Annotated in this window: 7 protein-coding genes; 1 reads left to right on the top strand and 6 read right to left on the bottom strand. The window is 62.3% G+C overall.

Annotated features, from left to right (window positions below):
- Positions 1 to 8: 8 nt before the first annotated feature.
- From ACFWAD_RS22585 to ACFWAD_RS22565, 5 genes are all read right to left on the bottom strand, one after another.
- Positions 9 to 680 (bottom strand): DUF1345 domain-containing protein, encoded by a 672-nt coding sequence (locus ACFWAD_RS22585; protein ID WP_378538706.1) that lies wholly within the window; start codon positions 678 to 680, stop codon positions 9 to 11.
- 53 nt (positions 681 to 733) lie between these two features.
- The gene (locus tag ACFWAD_RS22580) at positions 734 to 2,053 is read right to left on the bottom strand and encodes a lipase family protein (protein ID WP_378547911.1); all 1,320 of its coding nucleotides are present in this window, start codon (positions 2,051 to 2,053) and stop codon (positions 734 to 736) included.
- 20 nt (positions 2,054 to 2,073) lie between these two features.
- A complete protein-coding gene (locus tag ACFWAD_RS22575; RefSeq protein ID WP_378547908.1) occupies positions 2,074 to 3,405 on the bottom strand; it encodes a class I SAM-dependent methyltransferase in 1,332 nt (443 codons plus the stop codon).
- A gap of 127 nt (positions 3,406 to 3,532) precedes the next feature.
- Complete coding sequence (locus ACFWAD_RS22570) at positions 3,533 to 5,095, bottom strand: pyridoxal phosphate-dependent decarboxylase family protein (protein ID WP_378547905.1); 1,563 nt, start codon at positions 5,093 to 5,095, stop codon at positions 3,533 to 3,535.
- Positions 5,092 to 6,489: an MFS transporter gene (locus ACFWAD_RS22565; RefSeq protein ID WP_378547902.1), complete on the bottom strand. Its 1,398-nt coding sequence runs from the start codon at positions 6,487 to 6,489 to the stop codon at positions 5,092 to 5,094. The genes ACFWAD_RS22570 and ACFWAD_RS22565 overlap by 4 nt, the downstream gene beginning before the upstream one ends.
- 123 nt (positions 6,490 to 6,612) lie before the next feature.
- Here ACFWAD_RS22565 and ACFWAD_RS22560 point away from each other — a divergent pair, with 123 nt between their 5' ends.
- The gene (locus ACFWAD_RS22560) at positions 6,613 to 7,266 is read left to right on the top strand and encodes a GNAT family N-acetyltransferase (protein ID WP_378547899.1); all 654 of its coding nucleotides are present in this window, start codon (positions 6,613 to 6,615) and stop codon (positions 7,264 to 7,266) included.
- 524 nt (positions 7,267 to 7,790) lie between these two features.
- On the opposite strand, the gene ACFWAD_RS22555 is transcribed toward ACFWAD_RS22560, so the two are convergent.
- Complete coding sequence (locus ACFWAD_RS22555) at positions 7,791 to 24,011, bottom strand: amino acid adenylation domain-containing protein (protein ID WP_378547896.1); 16,221 nt, start codon at positions 24,009 to 24,011, stop codon at positions 7,791 to 7,793.
- Positions 24,012 to 24,026 lie beyond the last annotated feature (15 nt).

Raw genomic sequence — 24,026 nt, 5'->3', positions numbered from 1 at the left:
TTGATCGATCACAGGCCCGCGATCAAATTGACGACGGACGCCACGATCACCGAACCGAACAGGTACGACAGCAATGCGTGCCCAAGCGCCATCGCACGCATGTCCGACGACTTCAAGTTGGTGTCGGAAATCGCGAAGCTCATCCCGACCGTGTACGCCACGTAGGCGAAATCGCTGTACCGCGGCGGTTCTTCCTGATTGAAATCGATTCCGCCGTCGGGGCCGGAGTAATACAGCCGTGCATATCCGAGGGCGAAGAGCGTGTGGACCGCCAGCCACGAGATCACGACGCTGCCGACTGCAACCGATGCCGCCACGACTTGGTAGTGATGTCCGTCGGGTGCCGCCAGGAGCAGGAACGCGATACCGACCAGGCTCGCGACGGCGGCGCCGAGAATCAGCAGATGTGCGACATTGCGGGCCGGCTCTTCGCGCGTTGCGTGGCTTGCTGTGAGCGTCGCGTCGAAGGGCCAGACCAGAATCCACGTCCACACCGTGAACACCATCGCCGCCACATCCCAGCCGATCAGAAACGCGAACCGGGGATAGCCGACCAACGCCGTGACGACACCAGCGGCCACACCGAGCAGCAGACCCGTCGACACTCTCAGCGCCGGCCCGGCACCCAGGGCGCTCCGCGGAACCGGCTTGATAGGAAGGTCGTGCGGTCGATCGTTCACGGGCTCAGTCAACCACTGTTAGAAGTGAGACGGTGGTTACGTGACACGGCGACTCAGGCGTTGCACGCGCCGACTATCGGCTTGCCGTTGAATCTGTCCAGCACGTACTGCAATCCGACGCCGAAATCCGCCACCGCCGGTGCGAGATGATTGTTGCCGCTCCCCGGATTCACCGCGGGCAGGGTGTCGGTGAACAACGTCGCCTCGGCCCCACGCGCACACCAGTCCTGAACCAGGCGCCGGGTTTGCTCGTACGGGATGAAATCGTCGTTGAGCGCTCCGTTGACAAGGATCGGCGAGGCCGGGGTTCGACGCCCGATGCGTTGTTCCTCGATCACCTGCTGGATCTCCGGTACCGACTCCACCACGTCGGCAAGGGGTCGTCCGTCCGTGGTCCAAGACGCCGTCGACTGCTTCCCGTACTTGGTTCGGGAATCGATGAGGCATTGCCCAGCTACATCTGCGAGCACGGACCGACCGTAGTCGTTCAGTCGAGATTCGATCGGTTCTCGGGCGGCTGGATAGCGGTCGAGGACGCCGTTGATCGTGTAGCCGATCGCGGCCATCAGACCGGTACCGTCGATATGACGCAGAACGCTTGCCAGGTCGGCCGGGGGCGCGCTCGCGTAGCTCCCGGCCAGATTCACCTCAGGCGCGTATTCGGGCGCCAGTTCGGTTGCTGCGGCAGTGGCCCCGCCGCCCTGAGAATGCCCCCAGAGCGCTATCGGATCGTCCGCCCCTGCCTTCGCCAGGGTTCGGGCAGCGCGTGCACCGTCCAACATCGCGTGGGCTTCCTCGGCGCGATTGACGTAAGTGTGGACGCCTGGCGTTCCGAGTCCGATGTAATCGGTGACAAACACGCGAACGCCCTGGGCGAGGAAAGCGAATGCGAAGGCGGACTCGTAGTTGACACCGACACTGTCCACGCCGGCACCGTAGTTCGACGGATTCCCAGGCTCCGCCAGGCGGAGCTGACCGGCAGTGGGGAACATCCTCGACGGTGCGCACTGATCACCTTGGCCTTGCGTGCCCGGACCGATCACGACTGTCGGGCGCGGCCCCGCCCCTGACCACGGGGCGGCCGGTTCCAGGAACGAGCCCGACACGGCCACCTTGGATCCGTGGGTGTCGGTACTCGCGTACAGGATCCGAGTCCCCACACCAGGCACTGCGCCGACGGCGCCGGCAAGCGGAAGTGGTTCCGTCCGGATCACCGATCCCGGATCACCGACGTCGTCTGGACTCGCGTCGTAGAAATCGCTCACCGGTTCGGCATTCGATATCGGTGTGAACAGCAGCGACGTGGGCAACAGTGCCGAGATCGCCACGGCCGAAATCTTCACTGCCGCGAGGACGACCTTCCGGGTGCTCATGGAAATCCAACGTATAGGCCTCAGTCGATGCGCGGACCGGTTTCGATCTGCGGGACTTCAATCGATCGGTACCAACTCTTACGCGAGCGGGCCATACCGCTGGCCCCCCGATCCCCTGGTTTCACGGCCAGAACCTGATGAATCGTAAGCCTGTGTGGCTCCTCGAAACCCAGCGCACTGGCAGCGAGGTACAGCAACCAGGTTCGCACTCGGGGAGCACCGACCTGTAGGACTGCCGCGTCCCAGTTCTCGCGAAGGTTCTGCACCCACGCTCGCAGCGTCAGTGCGTAATGCTCACGCAACGCTTCACTGTCACGTGTCTCGAAACCTGAAAGTTCCAGCGCATCAATGGTTTTACTCAGCGGAAGTATCTCGCCGTCCGGGAAGATGTAGCTGTCGATGAAACTGGGTCCGTCTTCGGCCTTGTCCGACAACGACTTCACCGCTGCGATGGCGTGATTGAGCAGACGCCCCTGCGGCACGAGAAGGTCGTAGAGTTTTGCCGTGTACACCGGCAAATTGACCAGGCCCACATGCTCGGACATCCCGATACTCGAAATCGCGTCGTACGGGCCGTCATCGACGTCGCGGTAGTCCTGCACCCGAATCTCGATGCGGTCGGTCAAACCTGCATCGGCAACTCGCCCTTTGGCGTACTCGACCTGCTCGTTACTCAGTGACACCCCGACGACATCGACCCCGTAGTTCTGGGCAGCGTGCAGTGCCATCGATCCCCAACCACAGCCGACGTCGAGCAGTCGCATTCCCGGCTTCAGATCGAGCTTGCGGCAAATCAGGTCCAGCTTCGCGAACTGAGCGGCTTCGAGGGATTCGACCCCCTCCGGCCAGTATCCGCACGAATAGACCATGCTCGACCCGAGAAACAGTTCGTAGAAGCGATTCCCGACGTCGTAGTGATGGGAGACAGTCGCAGAATCGCGCGATTTGCTGTGCCGTTTGCCTCGCTTACGACGCATCTCGATCGACGGGGGTGATGGCGGTAGACCCAGCGCCCCCAAGCCGGCAAAAGTACCGGCGGCGCGCACGATCGAGCGCAACGGCAACGCCGACAATCGATTCTCACCGAGCCGCGTGACGAGGTCCGGGACGTCGAGGAGCGCAAAGATATCGCCGTCGACGTCAAGATCCCCGGACACGTACGCCCTCGCCAACCCCAACTCGTTGGGAGAGTACAGGACTCGCCGCAATGCACGCCGATTCCGGAAATGCACCTGTGCAGCGGCGTCCGGCGGGCCCGCCTCGGAACCGTCCCAACAACGCACTCGAATCGGAAGCGGAACCCCGATCATGTCCTCGAAAACTGTCAGAATCTTGGTCGCGGCGCCAGTCACAAATCAACCCTCCGACAAAAGATGGTTAGCCGATGACAGAAAACTTACGCCCGATGCGCGAAACTTTCGCGCCATTTGTCCGAGTTTTAGGCAGTGTTCATCACGGTTTCGGTATTCGTCGCTGAGTTCAGGGCTCCACCAGTCCGGCGAGAAACTCCACCAACAACCGCTTGGTTACCTCGCGTGGCAGCGATTCCACTGCCGCCAGCACCGCAGCCATGTCCAGCGGCGAATCAGAAGAGCCCCGCGGATCCAGCCCCGCCGACGTCAATGCTGCCGCAACGGCGTCACTGGGCAAAGCGAGTACATCGGCGACGGTGACATCGCCACGTTCGAATGCTCCGGCCAACTCTGCCAGGGCCGGCGGTGCCTGCGCTGCCGCCAGGCCGCGAACGTCGTCGGCACCGAGGACGAGCGCGCTGGTCAACTCACCGAGCACAGACTCCGTTACCGGGGTGACGGTGAGGTGGGTTGTTCGAGGCAACGTCGTCCCGTCGGATTGCGTCGCCGCCGGCTGCCCTTGAAGGACGAAACCCCGGGCACCGACGGCGCTCACCCAGCGATGCGGATCCACTCGGCGTTCGAGCGGCACGAAATCGTCGGCAGCGACCGCGAACAGCGGTCCCACCGGCGAGCCCACGACGCGAAGCCCGTCGACGCTCTGGACCGTGTCGATGAGCGCACGGGTCGCCCGCTGCGCCCGGGACACCAATTCGGCATACCCGGGTTGACCGAGGACTTGCGAAATCGCCCACGCCCCGGCCAGGGCAGCAACGGATTTGGAACCGAGAAGAGTGGGATTGACCACCGGATAGCCCGGCCAGTCCGTGAGTCCGAAATATTGCTTGCGATGCAGATCCCGCCCACGGTGCAGCAACACGGAGACGCCTTTGGGTGAGTATCCGTACTTGTGGAAGTCGACCGACATGCTGGTGACACCGGCCACCCGGAAATCCCAGGGCGGCAGATCACCCCACCACGGCAACGCAAGTCCGCCGATGCAGGCGTCGACATGCAATGGAATCGACCGTGCACGAGCAACTTCCGCGACTTCGGCGATCGGATCGAGCGCCGCGAACGGATAATTGGGCGCAGAGACGACGATCAATACCGTGTCGTCCCGCACCGCTGCCGCAATACCTTGTGCGTCGACGCGCCCCGACGTGGGATCCACCGGCACCAGGATCAGTTCCAGCCCGAGCAAGTGCGCCGCCTTGTGGAAAGCGGCATGCGCGGTGGTCGGAAGAACCAGCGAGCCCTCCCCCGGTGGGAGACCGCGAAAGTCGCGAGCGGCCTTGACTGCCAACACACAACTCTCCGTTCCGCCGCTGGTGACGTTACCGACGACCACTCCTTCTGCTCCTGCGTCTGTATCCGTCGCCGTGTCCGAAGTTCCATGGAGAAACTCGCGCGCGAACGCCACCAGTTCACGCTCCATGACCGCAGTGGAGGGAAACACCGTCGGATCGAGACCGTTGACGGGCTGAACCAATCGAGCTGCGTCCGCTGCCAACTCGTCGAGGGCTGCGAGACCGCTGTCGTACACGTACGACAGAACACGGCCGCCGTGCGTCGGAGCATCCTGTTCACGGAGCGAACGCAACCGGCCCAAGATGTCAGCGGCTCGGCTCTCGAGGTTCGAGCTCTCGAGGATTTTGCCCTGAAGTGCCTCGGACTGAGTGGAACTCATCGTTCACCTGCGTTCTCGTGAGTGGATTCTTGATCGGTGTGGTAATTCCGTAATACGACCAGGCTTATCGCAACCAGGATTGCCGGCACGATCGAGAACCCCAGGGCGATACCGGTGAGCGCCGATTCCGGTTGTACGACGCTCTCCCCCGCTGTTTTCGAGACAAAACCGGTAACTGCGAGAACACCCAAGAACACGGCGGGTCCGAGGGCCAGGCCTGCGGTTTCCGAGGCGGTCCAGATACCACTGAGCGAGCCACCACGCTGGCGACCACCGATTCGCGCGTCGTCTTCGATGACGTCCGGGAGCATCGCCAGCGGGAACACCTGCATCCCGGCATAGGCAACGCCGGCAAGGGCGACGGCGCCGTAGATCCACGGGCCGGCGTCGAGCGCAGCGAGCGTCAACAACGCCGTCGCCACGACAAACAGAACCGAAGAGACGACGTAGCCGCGAAGCTTTCCGTACCGATGAGAGAACCGATACCACAGCGGCATCACGACGAGGGCCGGCCCGACGAGTGCGACGAACAGCCCGGTGAGTGCACCTTCGTTGCCCATCACATACGTCGCCAGGTATTGCGCACCAGCCAACATCACCGCGGTCGCAAGAGCTTGGAGCACGAACACGATGACCAGCAATCGGAACGAGCGAGTGTGTCGTATCGCGTCGAACCCGTCCCGATACTGCACAAGCAACGAGCCGGTCGGGGCATCCGCGTGAGTCACCGTGTGGCGCGCTGCTCCGCGAACTGCCCAGATCATTGCCCCGCACATCAACGCCGACACCCCGATCGCCATGACGAGATAGCCGCGCGCGCCGCCCCCGGCGGCATCGCGGAGCTCGGGGCCGCCGGCACCGATGACCAGAATTGTCAGGGCCAACACGGCAATTCGAACCGATACCAAGCGAGTGCGCTCGTGATAATCGCCGGTCAACTCGGTCGGCAACGCGATGTACGGAACCTGAAAGAGACTGTAGGCACTGGCCGCGAGCAGGAAGAAGACGAGCACCCACAACGCCCCGACTCCAGGGCCGGCAGACACGGGAGCCGAGAACGTGAGAATGAAGAGCAAGGGCAAAGCCAGAGCACCTGCGAGCATGAGTGGCACTCGCGTACCAGTTCGGTGAGAGCCACGATCGCTGATCGACCCGATCAGCGGGTCGATCAGGACATCGGCGATTTTCGGAACGATGACCACGAGCGACGCGAGCGCCGCGGCAACGCCGAGCGTGTCGGTCAGGTAGTACGCCAGTACCAGACCTGGCAGAACACCGAATCCACCCGTACCGACACTTCCCGCTGCGTATCCGGCCACCACACCACGCGAAAGCCTGTCAGGCGATCTACCTTCACGAAGACGTACCGGTTTGTCTGTAGTCACCGTCCACACACTAATGTCACGACTCCGTACCGCGAGGGCAAAAGAATCCCGATGACCAGAAGTCGCTCACTCGGACGGGCCTGGCATGCCAGACTGTGACCCGATTCGCACACGAACGAAAGTCTGAGCACGATGGTTGATCCACTGAACGAGATCTGGCCTCCGTACGGAGTAACGATCACGTGTGGGCCCGTCACCTTGACCCCTGTGCGCGACGACCATTTCCCCGAACTCGATGCGCTGGTTCGAGCCGGCATTCACCCTGCCGAACAGATGCCTTTTCTTGTCCCCTGGACTGTGGGCACGCCGGACGAAGTGTCGCGAAGGTTCATCCAATATCACTGGTCGGTCCGCGGAGCGATGAGCGTCGCCGACTGGAAATTCGAAACAGCCATCGTTGTCGACGGGGAAATCGTAGGTTGTCAGGCGTTTGCCGCGACGGACTTCCCCAACAGTCGTACCGGTGAAACCGGCTCGTGGATCGGGCGTGAGTTCCAAGGCCGGGGTATCGGTACTCTCGCCCGACAGGCTATCTGCGCATTCGCATTCGACTCTTTGGGCGCACGCAGCGTCGCGTCGTCGGCGTTCACCGACAACCCCGCCTCGATCACGGTGTCGACCAAAGTCGGGTACCGCGCAGACGGCACGATAGAGGAGTTGGCTGCCGACGGCCGAATGACCGTGCGGCGTCTCTTCACCCTCAGCCGCGAAGATTTTGTCGCACCGCCGTATCCCGTCGAAGTGACAGGCGTGCACGAGCTCAAGCAGATGCTCGGCATCGACTGAGCGAGCTACCCGCGCACAGCGACAACTTTTGTCGAGGCCCCCGGTTCCGACCTTCTGGTGCCTGCAAAGCTCCCGGGCAGTCGACCCACAAGATCGGGCTCACCAGCACCGCAGACGTGAACGTCGAAGTCGGATCGCTGACAGCGATCGCGTATCAACAGAACGGCCGGTAGGTCACCCACTCACCGCCACGCAAACGCTCACCTGCAGGCTGCACGAAAGTCCCTGTTCTCCTTGTCGGAGAACAGGGACTTTCTTCACCGCGGGGGAAGGTCGCTGCGACGTGTCAGCTCAGGCCGAAGAGCGCGCCGATGATGGTCCGAGCAGCCTCGAAGAGCGCGTCGACGGACGGGACACCGATTTCAGAGCTGATGGAAAAAAGGGAACCCAACATACGATCCTCCGGAGATAGTTTCTGAATGGCTTACTGCCACAAGGAAAATGCTACGGGTTCTACTTGCGGAACGGAAGCATGGGGACCCCCGGGGGTGAAAACTCCGGACCAAAGTCCCGGCGCCGCAGATCTACTGCACCCCAGTGTGATTGCGCTCCCCCGCTTCGGATTCGATGCTTCGGCGATTGTCGACGAGGACTTTCGCGACGCTCGCCAAAACCTCCACGCTCGACATTTCCGAGTGAGAGCAGTCGACCAGATACGTTCGCAACGGGCCCACCAGTTCAGACCACTTTTCGACCAAGTGACGATGTTCAGGCAGATCATGCTGCGCCACAAAGAGTTCCACTGACCCCGAAAAGGGCCTCGGCCTGTGATCCCGGACGATTCGCGACAGTTTTTCCACCCGGCCGACTACCGATTCGAGAACCGCATCGGTGAGGAAATCCATACCGGTCTGCCTTCTGATTTCCGCTGCGACGTCTACGAAAGTCACTGCTGTGGTAGCCGTTTCAACCTCAGTCAGCCCGATCTGCGCGAACAATTCGGAAGGCTCCGGGGCTGCTTGTACAGACGGCATCATCTCCGGCAGCAGTGCGTCGAGCATTGCAACCGAACCGACCAGGTCGCCGGCCTCTTCGAGCTGGCTCGCCATCTCGAGCGCGATCGTTCCGCCGGCAGACCACCCCAGCAGATGGTATTCACCCGACGGTTGCACCATCCGTACGGCATCGACATACCCCGACGCCAACTCCGCCACCGTGCCGGGTAGCTCACCTGCTCCCGTTGCCTGGATGCCGTACACCCGTCGACCTTCGAGCCGACCGACGAGTCCGGCGTAGCACCAGGCAATTCCACTGACCGGATGCACGCAGAACAACGGCGGCCGTACGTCGTCAGGATTGCCGCCCAACATGACGATCGTGTCCAGCGGATCCGAACGAGACGAATCACCCTCCAAGTCATCGGCATGATCGAGGTCCAACCGAGAGGCAAGTTCGGCCACAGTTCGATCGGTGAAAATCCATTGAACAGGAAAATCTCTGTTCAGGGCCTCACGCACTCGCGAAGCCACCTGAACGGCTCCCATGGACGTACCGCCGAGTTCGAAGAAGTCGTCATGACGGCCCACCGATACCGCGCCTGTGACACTCTCGAATGCCTGTGCCACTTGACGTTCGGTAGCCGAGACGGGTCGATCCACACTCGACCCTACCTGCGGTGCAGGAGCAGGAAGAGCCGCGACGTCGATCTTCCCCGATGCGAGCAACGGGACCCGGACCACCACCGTTACCGAGGAAGGCAGCAGGTGTTTCGGCAGCAAGCCGGAGACAAAGTCACGCAGCTCCTTTTCCGTCACAGAATTGTTCTCCGCCAGAGTTACATACGACCGAAGCTCAGTAGACCCGCGCTCATCGTCGGAGACAACGGTAACCGAGAAGGTCACTGCTCCATGGCTTGACAGAGCCGCGTCGACCTCCGCCGGTTCCACGCGAACACCCCGAACCTTCACCTGTGCGTCGTTGCGGCCCAGATACTCGAGCGCTCGGTCGTGACGCCGACGACGAACGAGGTCACCCGTGCGGTACATCCGAGTCCCCACCGCATAAGGATTGGCAACAAAGCGCTCGGACGTCAGACCCGGGGAGGCGACGTACCCCCGTGCCAGATTCTCACCGGCGAGGAACAGTTCTCCCGCAACGCCATCCGGAACCGGTCGAAGCCTCTGATCGAGGACAAGTGCCGTCGTACCAGGGACTGGAGTGCCGACAGTGACGTCCCCGTCAGTGATCCGCGCGGAAATCGATGCCGCGATCGTTGATTCGGTCGGCCCATATCCGTTGACGATGCGATGTCGGGGTGACCACGCCGACGCAAGGCGCGCAGAGAGCGGCTCCCCCATCGATTCGACGATCAACGGTTGCACTGCATCCGGATCGACTGTCGCCAGGACGGTCGGCGTCACGATCAAATGCGTGACGTCGGCAGCCACCAGCAGACTCGTGAGTTCCTCTCCCCCGTAGACGAAGTCGGGAGCCAGAATCAACGTTCCACACCCCGCAGCCGCCAAAAGAATCTCGATCACCGACGCATCGAAGGTCGACGACGCCAATTGCAGGACACGGGGGCCACGATCGAGCTGGGCGATCTCGGCGTGCGCGGTGTAGACATTCATGATTCCGCGATGTGAAACCTCGACGCCCTTGGGTCTTCCCGTCGAACCCGACGTGTAGATGACATAGGCAAGGTTGTCGGGACGAGCCGGCGTTGCCGATACCTCGGTAGCCTCACTCGCAGTGCGTGATTCATCCATCGACAACCACTCGACGCAATCGGGCAAACTCTCGACTGCTCCTTCTGCTGTCAAGCCGACAACCGAACCGCACTCCTCGACCATCGTCTGCCGGCGCACTGTCGGCAACGCCGGATCGAGCGACAGCCACGCTGCGCCTGCCCGCGCCACTGCCCACAACGCAACGATCCACAGATATCCGCGACCGAGCGCAACGGCGACGACGCCGTCAGGCCCGATTCCCCGGCCCACCAACTCGCGCGTCCAGTGCGACGACGCCTCGTGCAGGTCGCGGTAAGTCCAGAGTCGGCCGTTCTCTTCCAGCGCTACTGCGTCGGGTGCCTGACGCAGTGCACGTTCGAAAATGTCGGCAATCGTCAGGGGTTCGACGCTGCGGGGATTCGCAACGGTCAACGCCGAGCGTTCGAGTCCGGACAACAGTTCGATCTCCCCGACTACAATCTCGGGTTCGGCTGTCACCAATTCGACGATGCGTGTCACTCGCTGCATGAACAGTTCCGCGGTCGACTTCCGGAACTTGTCCGTGGCGTACAACAATCGAATGGTCAGACTGTCACCGGCGTCGACCAGATCCCACGTCAAGTCGTAGCCCGTCGATGCCCCTGCGATGTCGAGGTCGAAGACAGATACCCCGTCGATCTGCGGCAACTCGAGCGCTCGTCGATATGCCAGCATGACCGTGAACAGTGGATGCTCGTTCATCCTGCGCGGCGGATCGACTTTTGCGACTACATCGTCGAACGAAACATCCGCGTTCGCCATCGCTTCCAGATCGACGCGGCGAACCTCGTCCAAGACTGCTGTGAAGTGCTCGGCGGAGTTGATCCTCGTGCGCAACGCGACGGTGCCCACCATCATGCCGGCGACATTGCGAAGCGCCGGATCGTTGCGCAGACTCACCGCTGCTCCCACAACGACATCATCCGTGACGCACTCACGAGCGAGCAGCACGGCAATCACGCTGTGGACGACCATGAATACCGTGACGCCGTGCGAGCGGGCCAACGCCGACAACGCGTCGTAGGTGGTGCCGTCGAGGACTTCCGTCACCATCTCGTCGGATCGTGAGGACAGCGGACTCCGGGGCTTGTCGACGGGTAGAGCCAACACATCCTCGACGCCACGAAGGACGCTCGACCAGTAGTCGAGTTGCCGGTGGGCCACGCTGAGAGAATCCTCGGGATCACCCAAACTCTCTCTCGCCCACAGACTGTAATCGCCGTAGCTGATCCCGTCGGCGGAGCGATCCCATTCTTTTCCAACTGCCCTGGCCTCGAAGGCTGCCGCGAAATCGGCCAGGATTGGTCCCATCGAAGCACCGTCGATTGCGATGTGGTGAACAACGATGACCAGGACCGTCGATCCTGCCGAGACGACCCCTGCATTCTCGGTGAATACACGCACTCGGAGTGGAACTTCTCGTTCGAGATCGAACTGCACATTCGCGAAGGATCGAGCGCTCGCACGAATATCGTCGACCGGCACCGGAGTGAGATCGAATGCAACAGAATCTATTTCGACCTGCTGTGTACCGAACTCACCCGGAACCAACACAGTTCGCAGTACGGCGTGGCGATCGACGACGTCACCGAGTGCGCTGCTCAATAGCGAGCGATCGATGCCTTCTGCCAGGATTACTGCAAACGTCAGGTTGTACGCGGTCGATTCCGGCTGAAGCTGATTGATCAGCCAGAGTCGCTGTTGAGAGGGCGCCAGCGGCGCGGGCATCCCGGGATCGCGTCGAGTCAAATCGCGGCGTGTGCCGTCGGATGCGCTCGACGAAAGCCACTGAGACATCGCTCGCGGTGACGGATTGTCGAAGACGGCTCGAACAGGCACGTCCCGGGCGAAGATCGAGGCGAGCCGACCTGCCACCGCGGCCGCGGCCAACGAATCACCCCCCGATTCGAACAGGTTGTGCAGAGCGCCGAAGCTTCCGGACACGTGTTCCGACATGACAGCGGTGACGAGTTCCTCCGAAACCGTCACTGCTGCGTCGGGTGTCTGGCTCTCGAACACATGACGCCGCAACGCGTCTGCGTCCAGCTTTCCGTTCGACGTGAGCGGGATCGACTCCAACACGACTACTCGGCCGGGCATCAGGTATGCAGGCAACATCGCTGCCAACTCGATTGTCAGCTGATCCGACTCCAATGACTCACCAACCGCACATGCCACAGCGATCTCGTCGACGAGGACAACCGCAGCGGCCTCGACGCCGAGGCACCGACGCAGGGCCGATTCGATCTCGGCAGGCTCGACGCGGATTCCTCGCACACTCATCTGGCGGTCGGAGCGTCCGACAAATCCGAGCGTGTCATCGGTGCGGCGGTGAACCAGATCACCGGTCCGATAACGGCGGCGCCCACCTGGTGCGGCGACAAACGAACTGGCGGTGCCGGCGGGATCTCCGGCGTAGCCCATCGCCAGCCCGGGTCCGCTGACGTACAACTCACCGATCCCGGCCCACGGCACCGGATGCAGTCGCGTATCCAGTACCTCTGCACCGATTCCGGTGAGCGGAACTCCGATGGTGACCCGATGATCCACCTCAGCGACAGTCGTGACCACGGTGCATTCAGTCGGTCCGTACGCATTGAGCATTCGTGCACGGCGACTCCACGCGCGCGCGGTGGAAGGTGAGAGCACATCGCCACCGACTGCCACTACCTCGAGCGAGTCGAACCGCTCCGGTGCCATGGTGTCGAGTACGGCCGGAGTCGACAACATGTGAGTGACGCCGCGTTCTGCGACAAACTCTTCGAGTGCCCTTCCGCCGAAAGCCTCACGAGGCGCGACCGCCAAGGTAGCCCCGGCGCCGATCGCCAGCATCATCTCGAGGATCGCTGCATCGAACGTCGGTTTGTATCCGTGCAGCACAACCGAGTCCGAAGTCACCCCGTACTTCCGGATTGCGTCTTCGGTCAGAAGGCCCAGTCCTCGGTGGGTGACTGCAACGCCTTTCGGTTCACCGGTCGACCCGGACGTGTGAACGACGTACGCAACTGAATCCGGATACTGCCGGCCGGGAACAGGACTGCGGTCGGAGAGCACTGTGCGCAGCTGCTTCAACCGTGCCGTCGGCAGGTCAGGGTCGATCGGCACGAATGCCGCGCCCGTTTTCGTGATGGCCAACATTCGGACCAGGTAAGCGATAGTTCGCACTGCCGGAATCTCGTACACAGCGCCCGGCCCTGCTCCCCGAGCCACCAGTTCCCAGGCTTGAGCATCCGAGGCGGAGTCGAGTTCGGCATACGTCACCGTGCTCTGTCCGTCGTCGAGAGCAATGTTGTTCGGGAATCGCGCCGCTGTGGAGGCAAAGATCTCGGTGAGCGTCCGAGACGAATCGACCTCGACAGCAGTCCAACTGGGCGCCGCGCCCACCGCGAGATCCGAAACGTGTACTGGCACATCCTCGGCAATCGAGGTGAGCACTCTCGACAGATGTCGAGTAACCGCGTCGGCGCTCGACGGATCGAACGCGCTCGCGGCATAGACGACAGCGCCGGTCAATGATCCGTCGACAGCGGGTGCGAGCGAGACATGCATGGGGAACTTCGTTGTTGCGGTCTCGATTTCACGAGCCTCGATCGTGAGACCGGCCACCTCCACGGCAGGGAGCGCAAAATTCTGCAGACCCAGCGCAACTTGGGGAGTTCGTCCACCGAGTAACTCACCAACCAATTCGGCAGGAACAGAGCTGTATTCGAACGCTGCCACGTCAGCATCGAAAGCTGTAGCCAACAGAAGATCGATCGGCATGTCCCCGTCGATCCGCAGGCGCAGAGGCACCGTATCGACGAACATTCCGACCACGCCGTCGAGTTGGGGCGTACGCCGTCCGTCGACCGCGGTCGCGATCACGACGTCGGGATTCCCGCTCAGCTTGGCAAGCACCACGGACAGTGCCGCATGAACCACCGCGAACAGCGAGACCTTCATCCGGTCTGCTCGCGCCTGCAGTGCCGAGGTGACGACGGCTGGTATCAAAAAGTTCACTCGCTGCGCCGCGGAAACCGGTCCGTCGTCAGTGTGATCCACCGTCAGCGGTGACACAGACGTCACGCCGTCGAGTGCTCGGCGCCAGAACTCTTCGACGACAGGGGAAACGTCACTCGCTGCCTCCCACGCGGCAAAATCCCCGTACTGGATCGGCAGCGGAGGCCACTGCGGATCCAGTCCGGCTCGGCGCTTGCCGTAAGCGGTCAGGAGATCGCCGACCACAGTTCGCATCGACACCCCGTCGACTGCGATGTGGTGAAAACTTACCGCCAGAACATGTCTGACCGGCGACAGTTGGAGCAGCATCCAGCGCACCGGCAGGTCTGCGGCCACGTCGAAACCGCGCGAGCCGAACTCCCGCAGCAGCACTTCGACCTCGACGTCGCCGACCAGTCGCGTTTCCACTGCCACCGAAGACGGAAGATCTACGACCTGAACCGGTGGAGTGCCCGGATACCGGGTTCTGAGGACCTCATGCCGGCCGACAAGATCGGTCGCGGCTTGACGCAGCGCGGACACGTCGAGTTCACCGTCGATCTCGATGCAGATCGGCAGGTTGTACGCACCGCTCGCTGTGTTCCGCTGATTGAGTACCCACATCGCACGCTGGTTTCGTGACAGGGGTGCGGGCGTGGGATCGCGGCGCGGCTCCAGTCGGACAAGATCGGTCACCGAGTCGTTCTGCTCGAGCGAATCGAGCCGGGCTGCCAACGCCGCAACCGTCGGATGCTCGAATACGGTCCTCAGCGGAACAACCTGTCCCAGGGAACCACTCAAGAGTGACGTGACCTCCGCGGCCGAGAGCGAGTTGCCCCCGAGCGAGAAGAAGTCTGCATCACGATCGTCCCCGTCTCCGCCCAGAACGGCGACAAAAGCCGCAGCAACCAGGTGCTCAGTGTCAGTCTCTGGGCCCTCTGTGCGGGAAGCAGCGAGTGCCGGCAACGGTAGACCGGCGAAGTCGACCTTGCCGTTCCGCATCGGAATGTCGCCCTCGATTTCGACGATGACATGCGGAACCATGTACGTCGGAAGAACTTCTGCGACGGCGGCGCGAAGCCGACCCGTGTCAACTCTCTCGGCGCCTGGACTTCTCACGTAGGCGACCAACAGCGGACTTCCACCTTCGGGGGTCCGTACCCCGGCGACGCAGAAATCGACGTCAGCGACAGACTGAATGACTGCTTCGATCTCACCCGGCTCGATCCGGACACCGTTGACCTTCACCTGCGCGTCGGTTCGTCCGAGATAGTGCAGGCGATAGGTGTTGCCTTCGGGCTTCTGGGTTGCCGGTTTGGAGATTTCAGGCTTCCACATCACCAGGTCGCCGGTCCGGTACATCCTGGCGCCTGAACTGGTTGCCACGAATCGCTCCGCAGTTCGCGCAGGTTGGCCGGCGTACCCGCGTGCGAGCATTCGACCTGCGAGATAAAGTTCTCCGGCAACTCCCGGCGGCACCGGTTCGAGTCGATCATCGAGCACCACCGCGTCGACACCGGCCAGCGGATGTCCGACGGACCCGTCGTGACTGTCGGTCGACAATTGTTCAATCGACAGGGGCTCGGTAGCAAGCGAATACATCGTCGACTCAGCGGGTCCGTATCCGTTGATCACTCTGCGTCCGGCGTGCCAACGCTTCGCCAACGCACCGCTGAGTCGCTCGCCTCCGAACATCACCGTTGCAAGGTCCGGCAGCGACGGAGTACCGATCGAGGCGACGACGGTAGGTGTGGCGCAGAGATGCGTAATACGCTCGCGCCTCAGCGCTGATGCGAGTCCCGAACCGAACAGTTCGTCGTTCTTCGCCAGGACGAGCGTCGCCCCGGACGCACTCGCGATGAGCACCTCGAGCATCGTCATGTCGAATCCTGGTGCTCCGCGATGGAATACGCGAGAACCTGGTCCAGACGAGAACCTACCCGGCAGGTCTTCGGCGATGACGTCGAGCCCGCCGTTGGTCACGATGACAGCCTTCGGGGTTCCGCTCGTCCCCGAAGTGAAGACTACGTATGCCGCGAGGCTGTCGGAATATTCGCGCGCCGAGTCTGTGACCTTCTCACCAACAGCGTTCTCACCACCAGCGTTGCGGCCGCCGATCGTTCCTTCGCCCAGTGTTTCGAGAACACCGCGTAGTCGTGCCTGCGGCTGTTCCGGATCCACCAACGCCGGAGCCGCCCCGACCTTCGCGATTGCCCACAATTGCACGATCGACGCAACGGACCGATCTGCAGTCCAGGCAACGACCTGGTCGACTCCGATTCCCCGGGCGCGCAACTCGTCGGCTGCGACATTCGACTGGGCATCGACTTCCCGATAAGTCAGTGCGTTGCCCTCGTCCTCGACCGCCACAGCATCCGGGGCGGATTCGACGCCAAAGCGCAGCATCGAGGCAAGCGTCGTACCGGAACGTCGAGATCGACCAGACCGGTCGGCCGCGCCGTGTGCGGGGACGAGAAGAGCTCGTTCCGCACTGTCCAACAGGTCGATTTCCCCTACGGCGACCTGCGGGTCGATCGACACTTGACCCAGAAAGCGCTCGAACCGGCCCGCAAAGCTCGATACCGTCAGATCGTCGAATAGATCAGCGTTGTAGACGAATTCGAGGGCGAGACCGCCGCCGATCCCTGAATCCGTGACGTTGAGCTGCAGATCGAAATTTGCGTGCCTGACATCAGGAGCAATCTGTGTGACGGACAACCCCGGCACGGACCAGTTGGTGGGATGCACTGTTTGGAACGAGAGCGCCACCTGGAACAACGGGTGCCGCGAGCGCGATCGCGGTGGGTCGATCAGATCAACCAGCGATTCGAAGGGCATCTCTGCATGCGCGAACGCCGATACGTCGCGCTGACAAACCTGCTCGACCAACTGGCCGAAGGACTCCGACGGATCGACTTCGGTTCGGAGAACAATCGTGCCGGCAAACATACCGACGAGCTCATCGAGTTCAGGTGCGGTGCGTCCGGACACGACAGTGCCGACAACCACGTCACTGCTGCCGGTGTGCCTCGCCAGCAGCGCCGCGAGAGCAGCGTGGACAACCATGAACATGGTTGCGTTGTTCGATCGTGCCACCGCTTGCAGGCCCGTCCGTACGGAACCTGAGATCACCACTCGACAGCTCGACGCGCGAGCGGATGTCGAGCGTGGGCGGTCCAGGGGTAGCGTCGCCTGCTCGGGAAGGCCTTCGAGAGCCTGCTTCCAGTAGTTGGATACCGTGTCTGGAATCCCCGATTCTCTTTGCCATGCAGTGTAATCGGCGTACTCGAGCGCGAGCGGCGTCCACTGCGGAGCTTGCTGCTCCGCGCGAGCGATGTACGCGGCAGTGAAGTCACGTACCAACACTTCCAGCGATCGAGCGTCGGCGGCAATGTGATGGACCACGACGGCCAGGACGTGCTCGTCGGGTGAAACCTGGAAGAGGGCCACCCGTACAGGCGGATCCGTGGTGACATCGAAGCCCGAACCCACCAGTTCTGCGACGCGATTCTCGGCGTCCTCGCCCGCGAGGGCCTGGAGCTGAAGCGGCGGACTTACTTCCCTGACGTCGAGCACCTTCTGAACCGGGCGCTCACCGACAACCGGGTACACGGTCCGCAGGGTGCGATGGTGATCGATCAGGTCACGAATTGCCAGTTCGGCTGCAACTACATCCAATTCACCCGTCAGGCGCAACACGATCGGAATGTTGTAGCCGGCGGACTCTGTATCCAACTGATTCAGAATCCACATTCGGTGTTGCGAAGCTGACAGCTGCACTTCTGTATTGTCCGAACGCGGAGCCAAAGACAGAGGCTCCAAGGAAACCGGAGACGCTTGCCCCATACCGATTCGGGCAGCAGCTATTCCGGCCAGCTGATCGACGAATGGGTGCTCGAAGACGTCGCGGACGTCGAGGTTGCAGCCCAGGACGGCGTTCAGTCGCGACGAGAGTCGAGTGGCGATCAAGGAATTGGCCCCTTGATCGAAAAAATTCCGAACCGGATCGACATTCGGAACGTCCATCAAATCGCTCAGGATGGCTGCGACTGTCTGCTCGAAGAAGTCTCGTGACTGCCGAGAGGGCTGCGTGAGAGACACCGGGGTCGGCAGCGACGCGCGGTCGATCTTGCCGTTGATCGTGACCGGCAATGACGCAAGCGACATCAAAGCCGACGGCACCATGTACCCGGGCAACAACGAACGGGCAGTGCGTAATACGCCGTCGAGGTCGTGTCCCTTCTCCGGGGTGATGTAACCGACCAATGTCGGCCCGCTGTCGAGTTCTCGCACCACCACCGCGGCCTGCTCCACCGAACTGTGAGCCAGTAACGCGGTCTCGACCTCGCCCGGTTCGACGCGGTAACCGCGCAGGGCCATCTGACCGTCGGCGCGGCGAACATATTCGAGTCGACCGGCTCGCCAACGGACCAGATCGCCGCTGCGGTACATCCTCGATCCGTCGAATCCCGGTTCAGGCACAAATCGTGAAGACGTCATCCCGGGTTGACCCAAGTAGCCTGCGGCCACCTGTGGACCGGCAACGTACAGTTCGCCGACAGATCCGGGAGGGACAGGCGCGAGCGCGGTGTCCAGTACGTAGCTGCGCAAGCCCGGTAGCGGAGATCCGATCGGCGAGGCAGCTCCGTTGCCGGCCGGTAGTTCGACACTGGTGACGTGAACGGTAGTTTCGGTGATTCCGAACATGTTGACGCCCCGCACATCCGGGTGCCGATCGAACCAGGCCTCCACGCGCCCCACGTCGAGGCGATCACCGCCGAAAACAATCGACCGGAGCGGAAGCAGCATTTCCTGCGTGACTTCCGCCAACGCATAGAAGGCAGCCGGGGTCTGATTCAGAACGGTCACTTGTTCCCGCACAATCAGATCCAAGAATCTTTCGGGTGAGCGCGCGACGTCACCGTCCACGATCACCAGGGATCCGCCAGTGGTCAGCGCACCCCACATCTCCCATACCGAGAAGTCGAATGCGTACGAATGAAACATCGTCCACACATCTTCGGGCCCGAAGTCGAAGATCTCTCGAGTCGAGGCGAGCAGAGCCAACACGTTGCCCTGAGATACCACCACGCCTTTGGGGGCGCCGGTTGATCCGGAGGTGTAGATCACGTAAGCGGCGGACTCCAAGGGCGCAAGTGGCCAGCATTGCGCCGCGTCAGCCGTCTCGTCGACGGCTACGACGGCATGTTCGTACTCACCGAAACGCGGAGCGTAGCTGGGCGTCGACAGAATCGCTTTCGGACGCGCATCGGCGAGTACGTATCGGATGCGAGCGTCGGGATACTGCAGGTCGATCGGGACGTACGCGGCGCCCGCCCGAACGACCGCGAGAATTGCAACTACCAGGTCGATCGAGCGAGGGAGGCCGACGGCCACCCGATCCCCCACTCGAATTCCTCGATCGATCAAGGCGGCTGCGAGCGCCTCCGAACGAACGTGCAACTCTGCGTAGGTGACCCGAGAATTTCTACTCGTCACCGCGATCGCGTTCGACCGCTTCGTCGCGACCCCGGCGAACAGGTCGGACAGTGAGTTCGCACCAAGTGCGGGCGCCGGCACGTGCACCTGCAGTTTTTCGCGCTCGTCGACGCTGAGAACATCGATGTCACGCAACATAATTGACGAGTTCTCGGTGACCGAGTCGCACACTCGACGTAGTCGCTCGACCCAACCGCCCACGGTGGCCGCATCGAACAGATCGGCGGCATATCGGAAGGTGCCCCAAATGCCGCTCGCACCTCCGTCAACCGTACGATCTTCGCGCACAGTCACTTCGAGATCGAACCGCGGGTGCGCGGGAGGCAACGGAATTCCTCGAGCCGTCATCGTTCCCACGGCGATCTCGGGAACCGAAGCTACCGGATCGACGGCAAGAACCACGTGCAGGAAGGAATTCTTCTCGCCTGCGGCCCCACCGACCGCCCGCTCGACTACCCAGTCGAACGGGACGTCGGCATTGGACAGTGCCGCCACGTCGACGTCGCGTACTCGAGTCAAGAACTCACCGAAGGTGTCTCCCTCGAGCAGGAGCGTTCGCAGCGCCACGGTTCCGACGAACATACCGACGGAGCCGTCGAACGAGGGGTGCGTTCGACCGGACGTCGGGGTTCCGATGACAATATCGGGCGCACCGGTGATCTTGCTCAGCGCGATCGCAAGGCAGGCGTGCAGCACCATGAAGGTCGTGCAGTCGTGTGCTCTGGCAATTTCGTTCAGCGCCGCGTGGACGGGCGAGGACAGTTCGAACGTCACGTCCCGCGCCGACGACGGTTGGTCCGGCCGGCGGGATCTGTCCGCGGGAAGCGCCAGAGTCGGATCAACGCCGGCGAGAGCTGTTTCCCAGAATTCCAACTGACGGCCAGCCAGGCTCTGCGGATCCGCAGGATCACCGAGAACGGTTCTGTGCCAAGCGGAATAGTCGCGATAGTCGAGCGAGGGCGAAGGCCAGATCGGCGAACTCCCAGCGGCGCGGGCGTCGTACGCCTCAACAAGGTCCGAGACGATCGTCGCGAACGAAAGACCGTCCAGGGCGATGTGATGGGCAACCACGGTCATGCGATGGTCGGCGTCGCTCTCCGAGGTGAGGATCAAGCGAAGAGGTGCGTCGGTCGCCAGGTCGAACCCGGCCGCAACCAAATCCGCTGACGCAGTCTCGTAATCCTCAGACGGAACCTCGATCAGAGTCACCGGAGCCGCAGTCGCGGCCTGGACCGGCCACGTGTCGCGGTTCTGGTCGAACGAGAAAACAGTACGCAAGACGAGGTGACGATCGGTCAGGTCACCTACCGCCACTCTCATCGCCTCGGTATCCAGAACTCCACTGAACGAGACCTCGAACGCAATGTTGTACGCCGACGACTGCGGATCCAGACGATTGAGCAGCCACAGACGTTGTTGTGCCGGAGCGATTTTCACGAAGACGTCGTCCGAAATGCGCTGGGGTTCCACCACCCACTCTGCCCGACCCTCGCGGATCTTCCGGGCCAGCTGCGCCGGCGTCGGGGCACCGAACACGTCCCTGACACCCACCCGCCTTCCGAGGGCGGAACTCACTCGTGCGGCGACGTACACGGCGTCGAGAGAACTACCGCCCCAGGCGAACAAGTCGGAGTGCGGTCCGAGAACTCCGACGCCGAGGACCTCGGCCATCACCGAGGCAATCAATTCCTCGTCGTATTCGATCGGGCGGCTTACCGCCGAGCGTTGCTCGGCGACAGCGGCCGTCGTCGGTTCAGGGAGCGCTGCACGGTCTGTCTTTCCATGGTTTGTCACGGGCAACGCCGCCAGAATCGTCACCGAACTCGGAAGCATGGAACGCGGAAGTAGTGAAGTTAGATGGTCGCGCACCGCCTCCTGACTCAACGGACGAGGTCGGTCGTCTCCGTCTTCGCTCACGGTCACATACGCTGCAATCGACCCGGATCGCTCCACCACTGCTGCCTGCGAGACGCCAGGAGTAGACAGGAGCACAGCTTCGATCTCGCCCAGTTCGACGCGTACTCCACGGATCTTCACCTGTTGATCAGTGCGGCCCAAGAACTCGAGTTGACCGGCATCGTTCCACCGAACCACGTCCCCGGTGCGGTACATGCGTGCACCAGCGTCGGCTGTACCTATTGGCGCCGCGACAAAACGCTCCGCCGTCAGCGTCGGCGAAAGGTACCCACGCGCCAGTCCTTGTCCCATCACGTACAGCTCACCCGCGGCGCCGACCGGAGTAGGACGCAACCACGAATCCAACACCACAGCGGCAACGCCGTCGATGGGGCGCCCGATCGGTGTATCACCGCCAGGCACCAGCGGCTCGCTCATGAATGCCGCGACGGTTGCTTCACTAGGGCCGTACGAATTCACAATGTCGACGTGACTCGACCACGCATCGACGAGCGTCCCCGGCGGTCGCTCTCCGCCCACGTTCAATACTCGAAGATCCGGCAGTTCCCGAGGATCCATCGTCAGCGGAACCGATGGTGTCGAGATCAAATGCGTGACACCCTCGCGCCGCACATAGTCTTCGAGATCCACTCCGCCGATCAGTCCGGGAGGAACGACCACGGCAGTCGCACCGCAGCCGTGAGCAAGCAGAATCTCGAGGATCGCCACGTCGAACGACGTGGATGCCAGGAGCGCGACTCGGGAGGAACTATCGATGTTCAGTCGCCGTGCGTGAGAACGCAGCAACGGCAAAATGCCACGGTGGCTGACCGCGACGCCCTTCGGCCGTCCGCTCGACCCCGAGGTGTAGACCACGTAGGCGGTATCGTCCAGGGACACGTCGGCGATAGATGAACCGGCCTCCGAACCTCGATCGATCGGCCCATCGACAGTTTCGTCGCCCCTGGGACTGACGACGCAGACCCAAGCCGGCACGCCTGCCGGATCGTCACCGACCACAACGGACACGTTGGCATCGTCGAGAATGAAAGCGACACGCTCGGAGGGTGTTTGAGGATCCACGAAAAGAAGAGCCGCACCGGCCCGCGCCACTGCATGAAATGCAACTACGGAATCGGTCGACCGCGGGGCGAGGATCCCGACGACGTCACCTCGGACGACGCCGTTCTCTACGAGCAAGGCGCACAGTGCATCCGCGCGAGCGCCGAGTTGGTCGTAGGTGACGTCCACACCTTGGTCACGGATCGCGACGGCACTCCCCCGCCCTGCCCCGTCTCTGATGACCGAATCGAGCGTCGCGAATCCGTCCGTCCGCGCACCCAGCGCGGGGACCAGATCATTCAGTTCGTCCGCCGAGAGGACAAGGAGGTCACCGAGCCCCCTGGTGGCCGAGTCGAGGAATCCCTCGAGTAGCCGAACGAACTGACGATGGTGCATCGACAGATCACGTTCGCTGTACAGGCGCGGATTGGCTTCGAAGGACAGGCGAACGTTCTCCCCCGCGATCGACGGATAAATGCTGAAGAACAGATCTTCGGTGGGTCCGGATGTGAGGACGTGAAATTCGCCGACGACGTCACCGAGCCGAATCGCTTCGTGAAACATCATGACGTTGACTGCCGGGCCCGCCGAGTCGCGGGATCCGCCCTGATCTCCCTGGAAACCCATGTCCTCGTAACGGAATCGCTGATGCCGCAATGCGCCGGTCATCTGCACCGAGATCTGACGCACCAACTCTTGTGGCGACAGATCCCGATCAAGTTGCGCACGAACAGGCACGATGTTGGACAGCATTCCGCCCGAACGTCTCGACCTTGCCGTGGTGCGGCCGGACACCGGCAGGCTGAGGACGACGTCGTCGGAATCAGTCATCCGACCGAGATAGGACGCGAACGCACCGACGAGGATCGCCACCTCGGACGTAGTCCACTCCGTCGCGACATCCGAAAGCTGTTTTGCAAGAGTCGGATCCAAGGTCTGCACCATCATGCGCTGCGGCATGGACGTCAGCCCGGCGCCGTCGGCGAGGCGAACCGGGCGAGGCAGGCCCTCGGACATCTCCGTCCAGTACTGCTCGTCCGATCGATACCGCGCCGAGGATCGGTAGTCGACATCGAGGTCGTGCAGCGCACGTACCCCCGCACCACCGAAAGGAGTCAGCTTCTTGCCGTGAACAAGATGCGAATAGCGCTCGGCCACTCGCGTGGTGAGTGTCATCGCCGCATACCCGTCGAGCACGAGGTGATGGGCATGCGAATACCAGAAATAGTGATTGTCTGCCAGGTGCAGCAAGGTCGCCGAGATCAAGCGATCCGACATCACGTCAAGTGGCCGTGAGTATTCCGCTGTCATCCACTCGTTCGCGCGCTGAACTGGATCGTCATTGCTGCGGAGGTCGAGGTATTCGAGATCGTCGACGATGGAGTGATCGACGACCTGAAGCGGCTCGGCATCAGTAGCGACGAGGCGAACGAACGCCGACTCCACTTCATGACATGCCGTGTTCGTTGCCTCGATCAGCGCGTCGACGTCAACCGGTCCTCGTAGTTCGACGTACTGAGCCACCACGAACGGAGTTGACGGACTCAGTTGCTGCGCGAACCACAGCGCGAGCTGAGCCCGAGACAACGGAAAAGCACTCAACCCGTCACCTCACAT

This window comes from Rhodococcus sp. NPDC059969 (assembly GCF_042738325.1).
Taxonomy (GTDB): Bacteria; Actinomycetota; Actinomycetes; order Mycobacteriales; family Mycobacteriaceae; genus Rhodococcus_F.
Note: the sequence above shows the minus strand (reverse complement) of the source record. Positions and strands in the feature narration are given on the sequence as shown.

What these genes read in the sequence shown, in the direction of transcription:
- ACFWAD_RS22580 (WP_378547911.1), bottom strand. Translation starts at nt 2,053, where the DNA reads ATGAGCACCCGGAAGGTCGTCCTCGCGGCAGTGAAGATTTCGGCCGTG.
- ACFWAD_RS22570 (WP_378547905.1), bottom strand. Translation starts at nt 5,095, where the DNA reads ATGAGTTCCACTCAGTCCGAGGCACTTCAGGGCAAAATCCTCGAGAGC.
- ACFWAD_RS22560 (WP_378547899.1), top strand. Translation starts at nt 6,613, where the DNA reads ATGGTTGATCCACTGAACGAGATCTGGCCTCCGTACGGAGTAACGATC.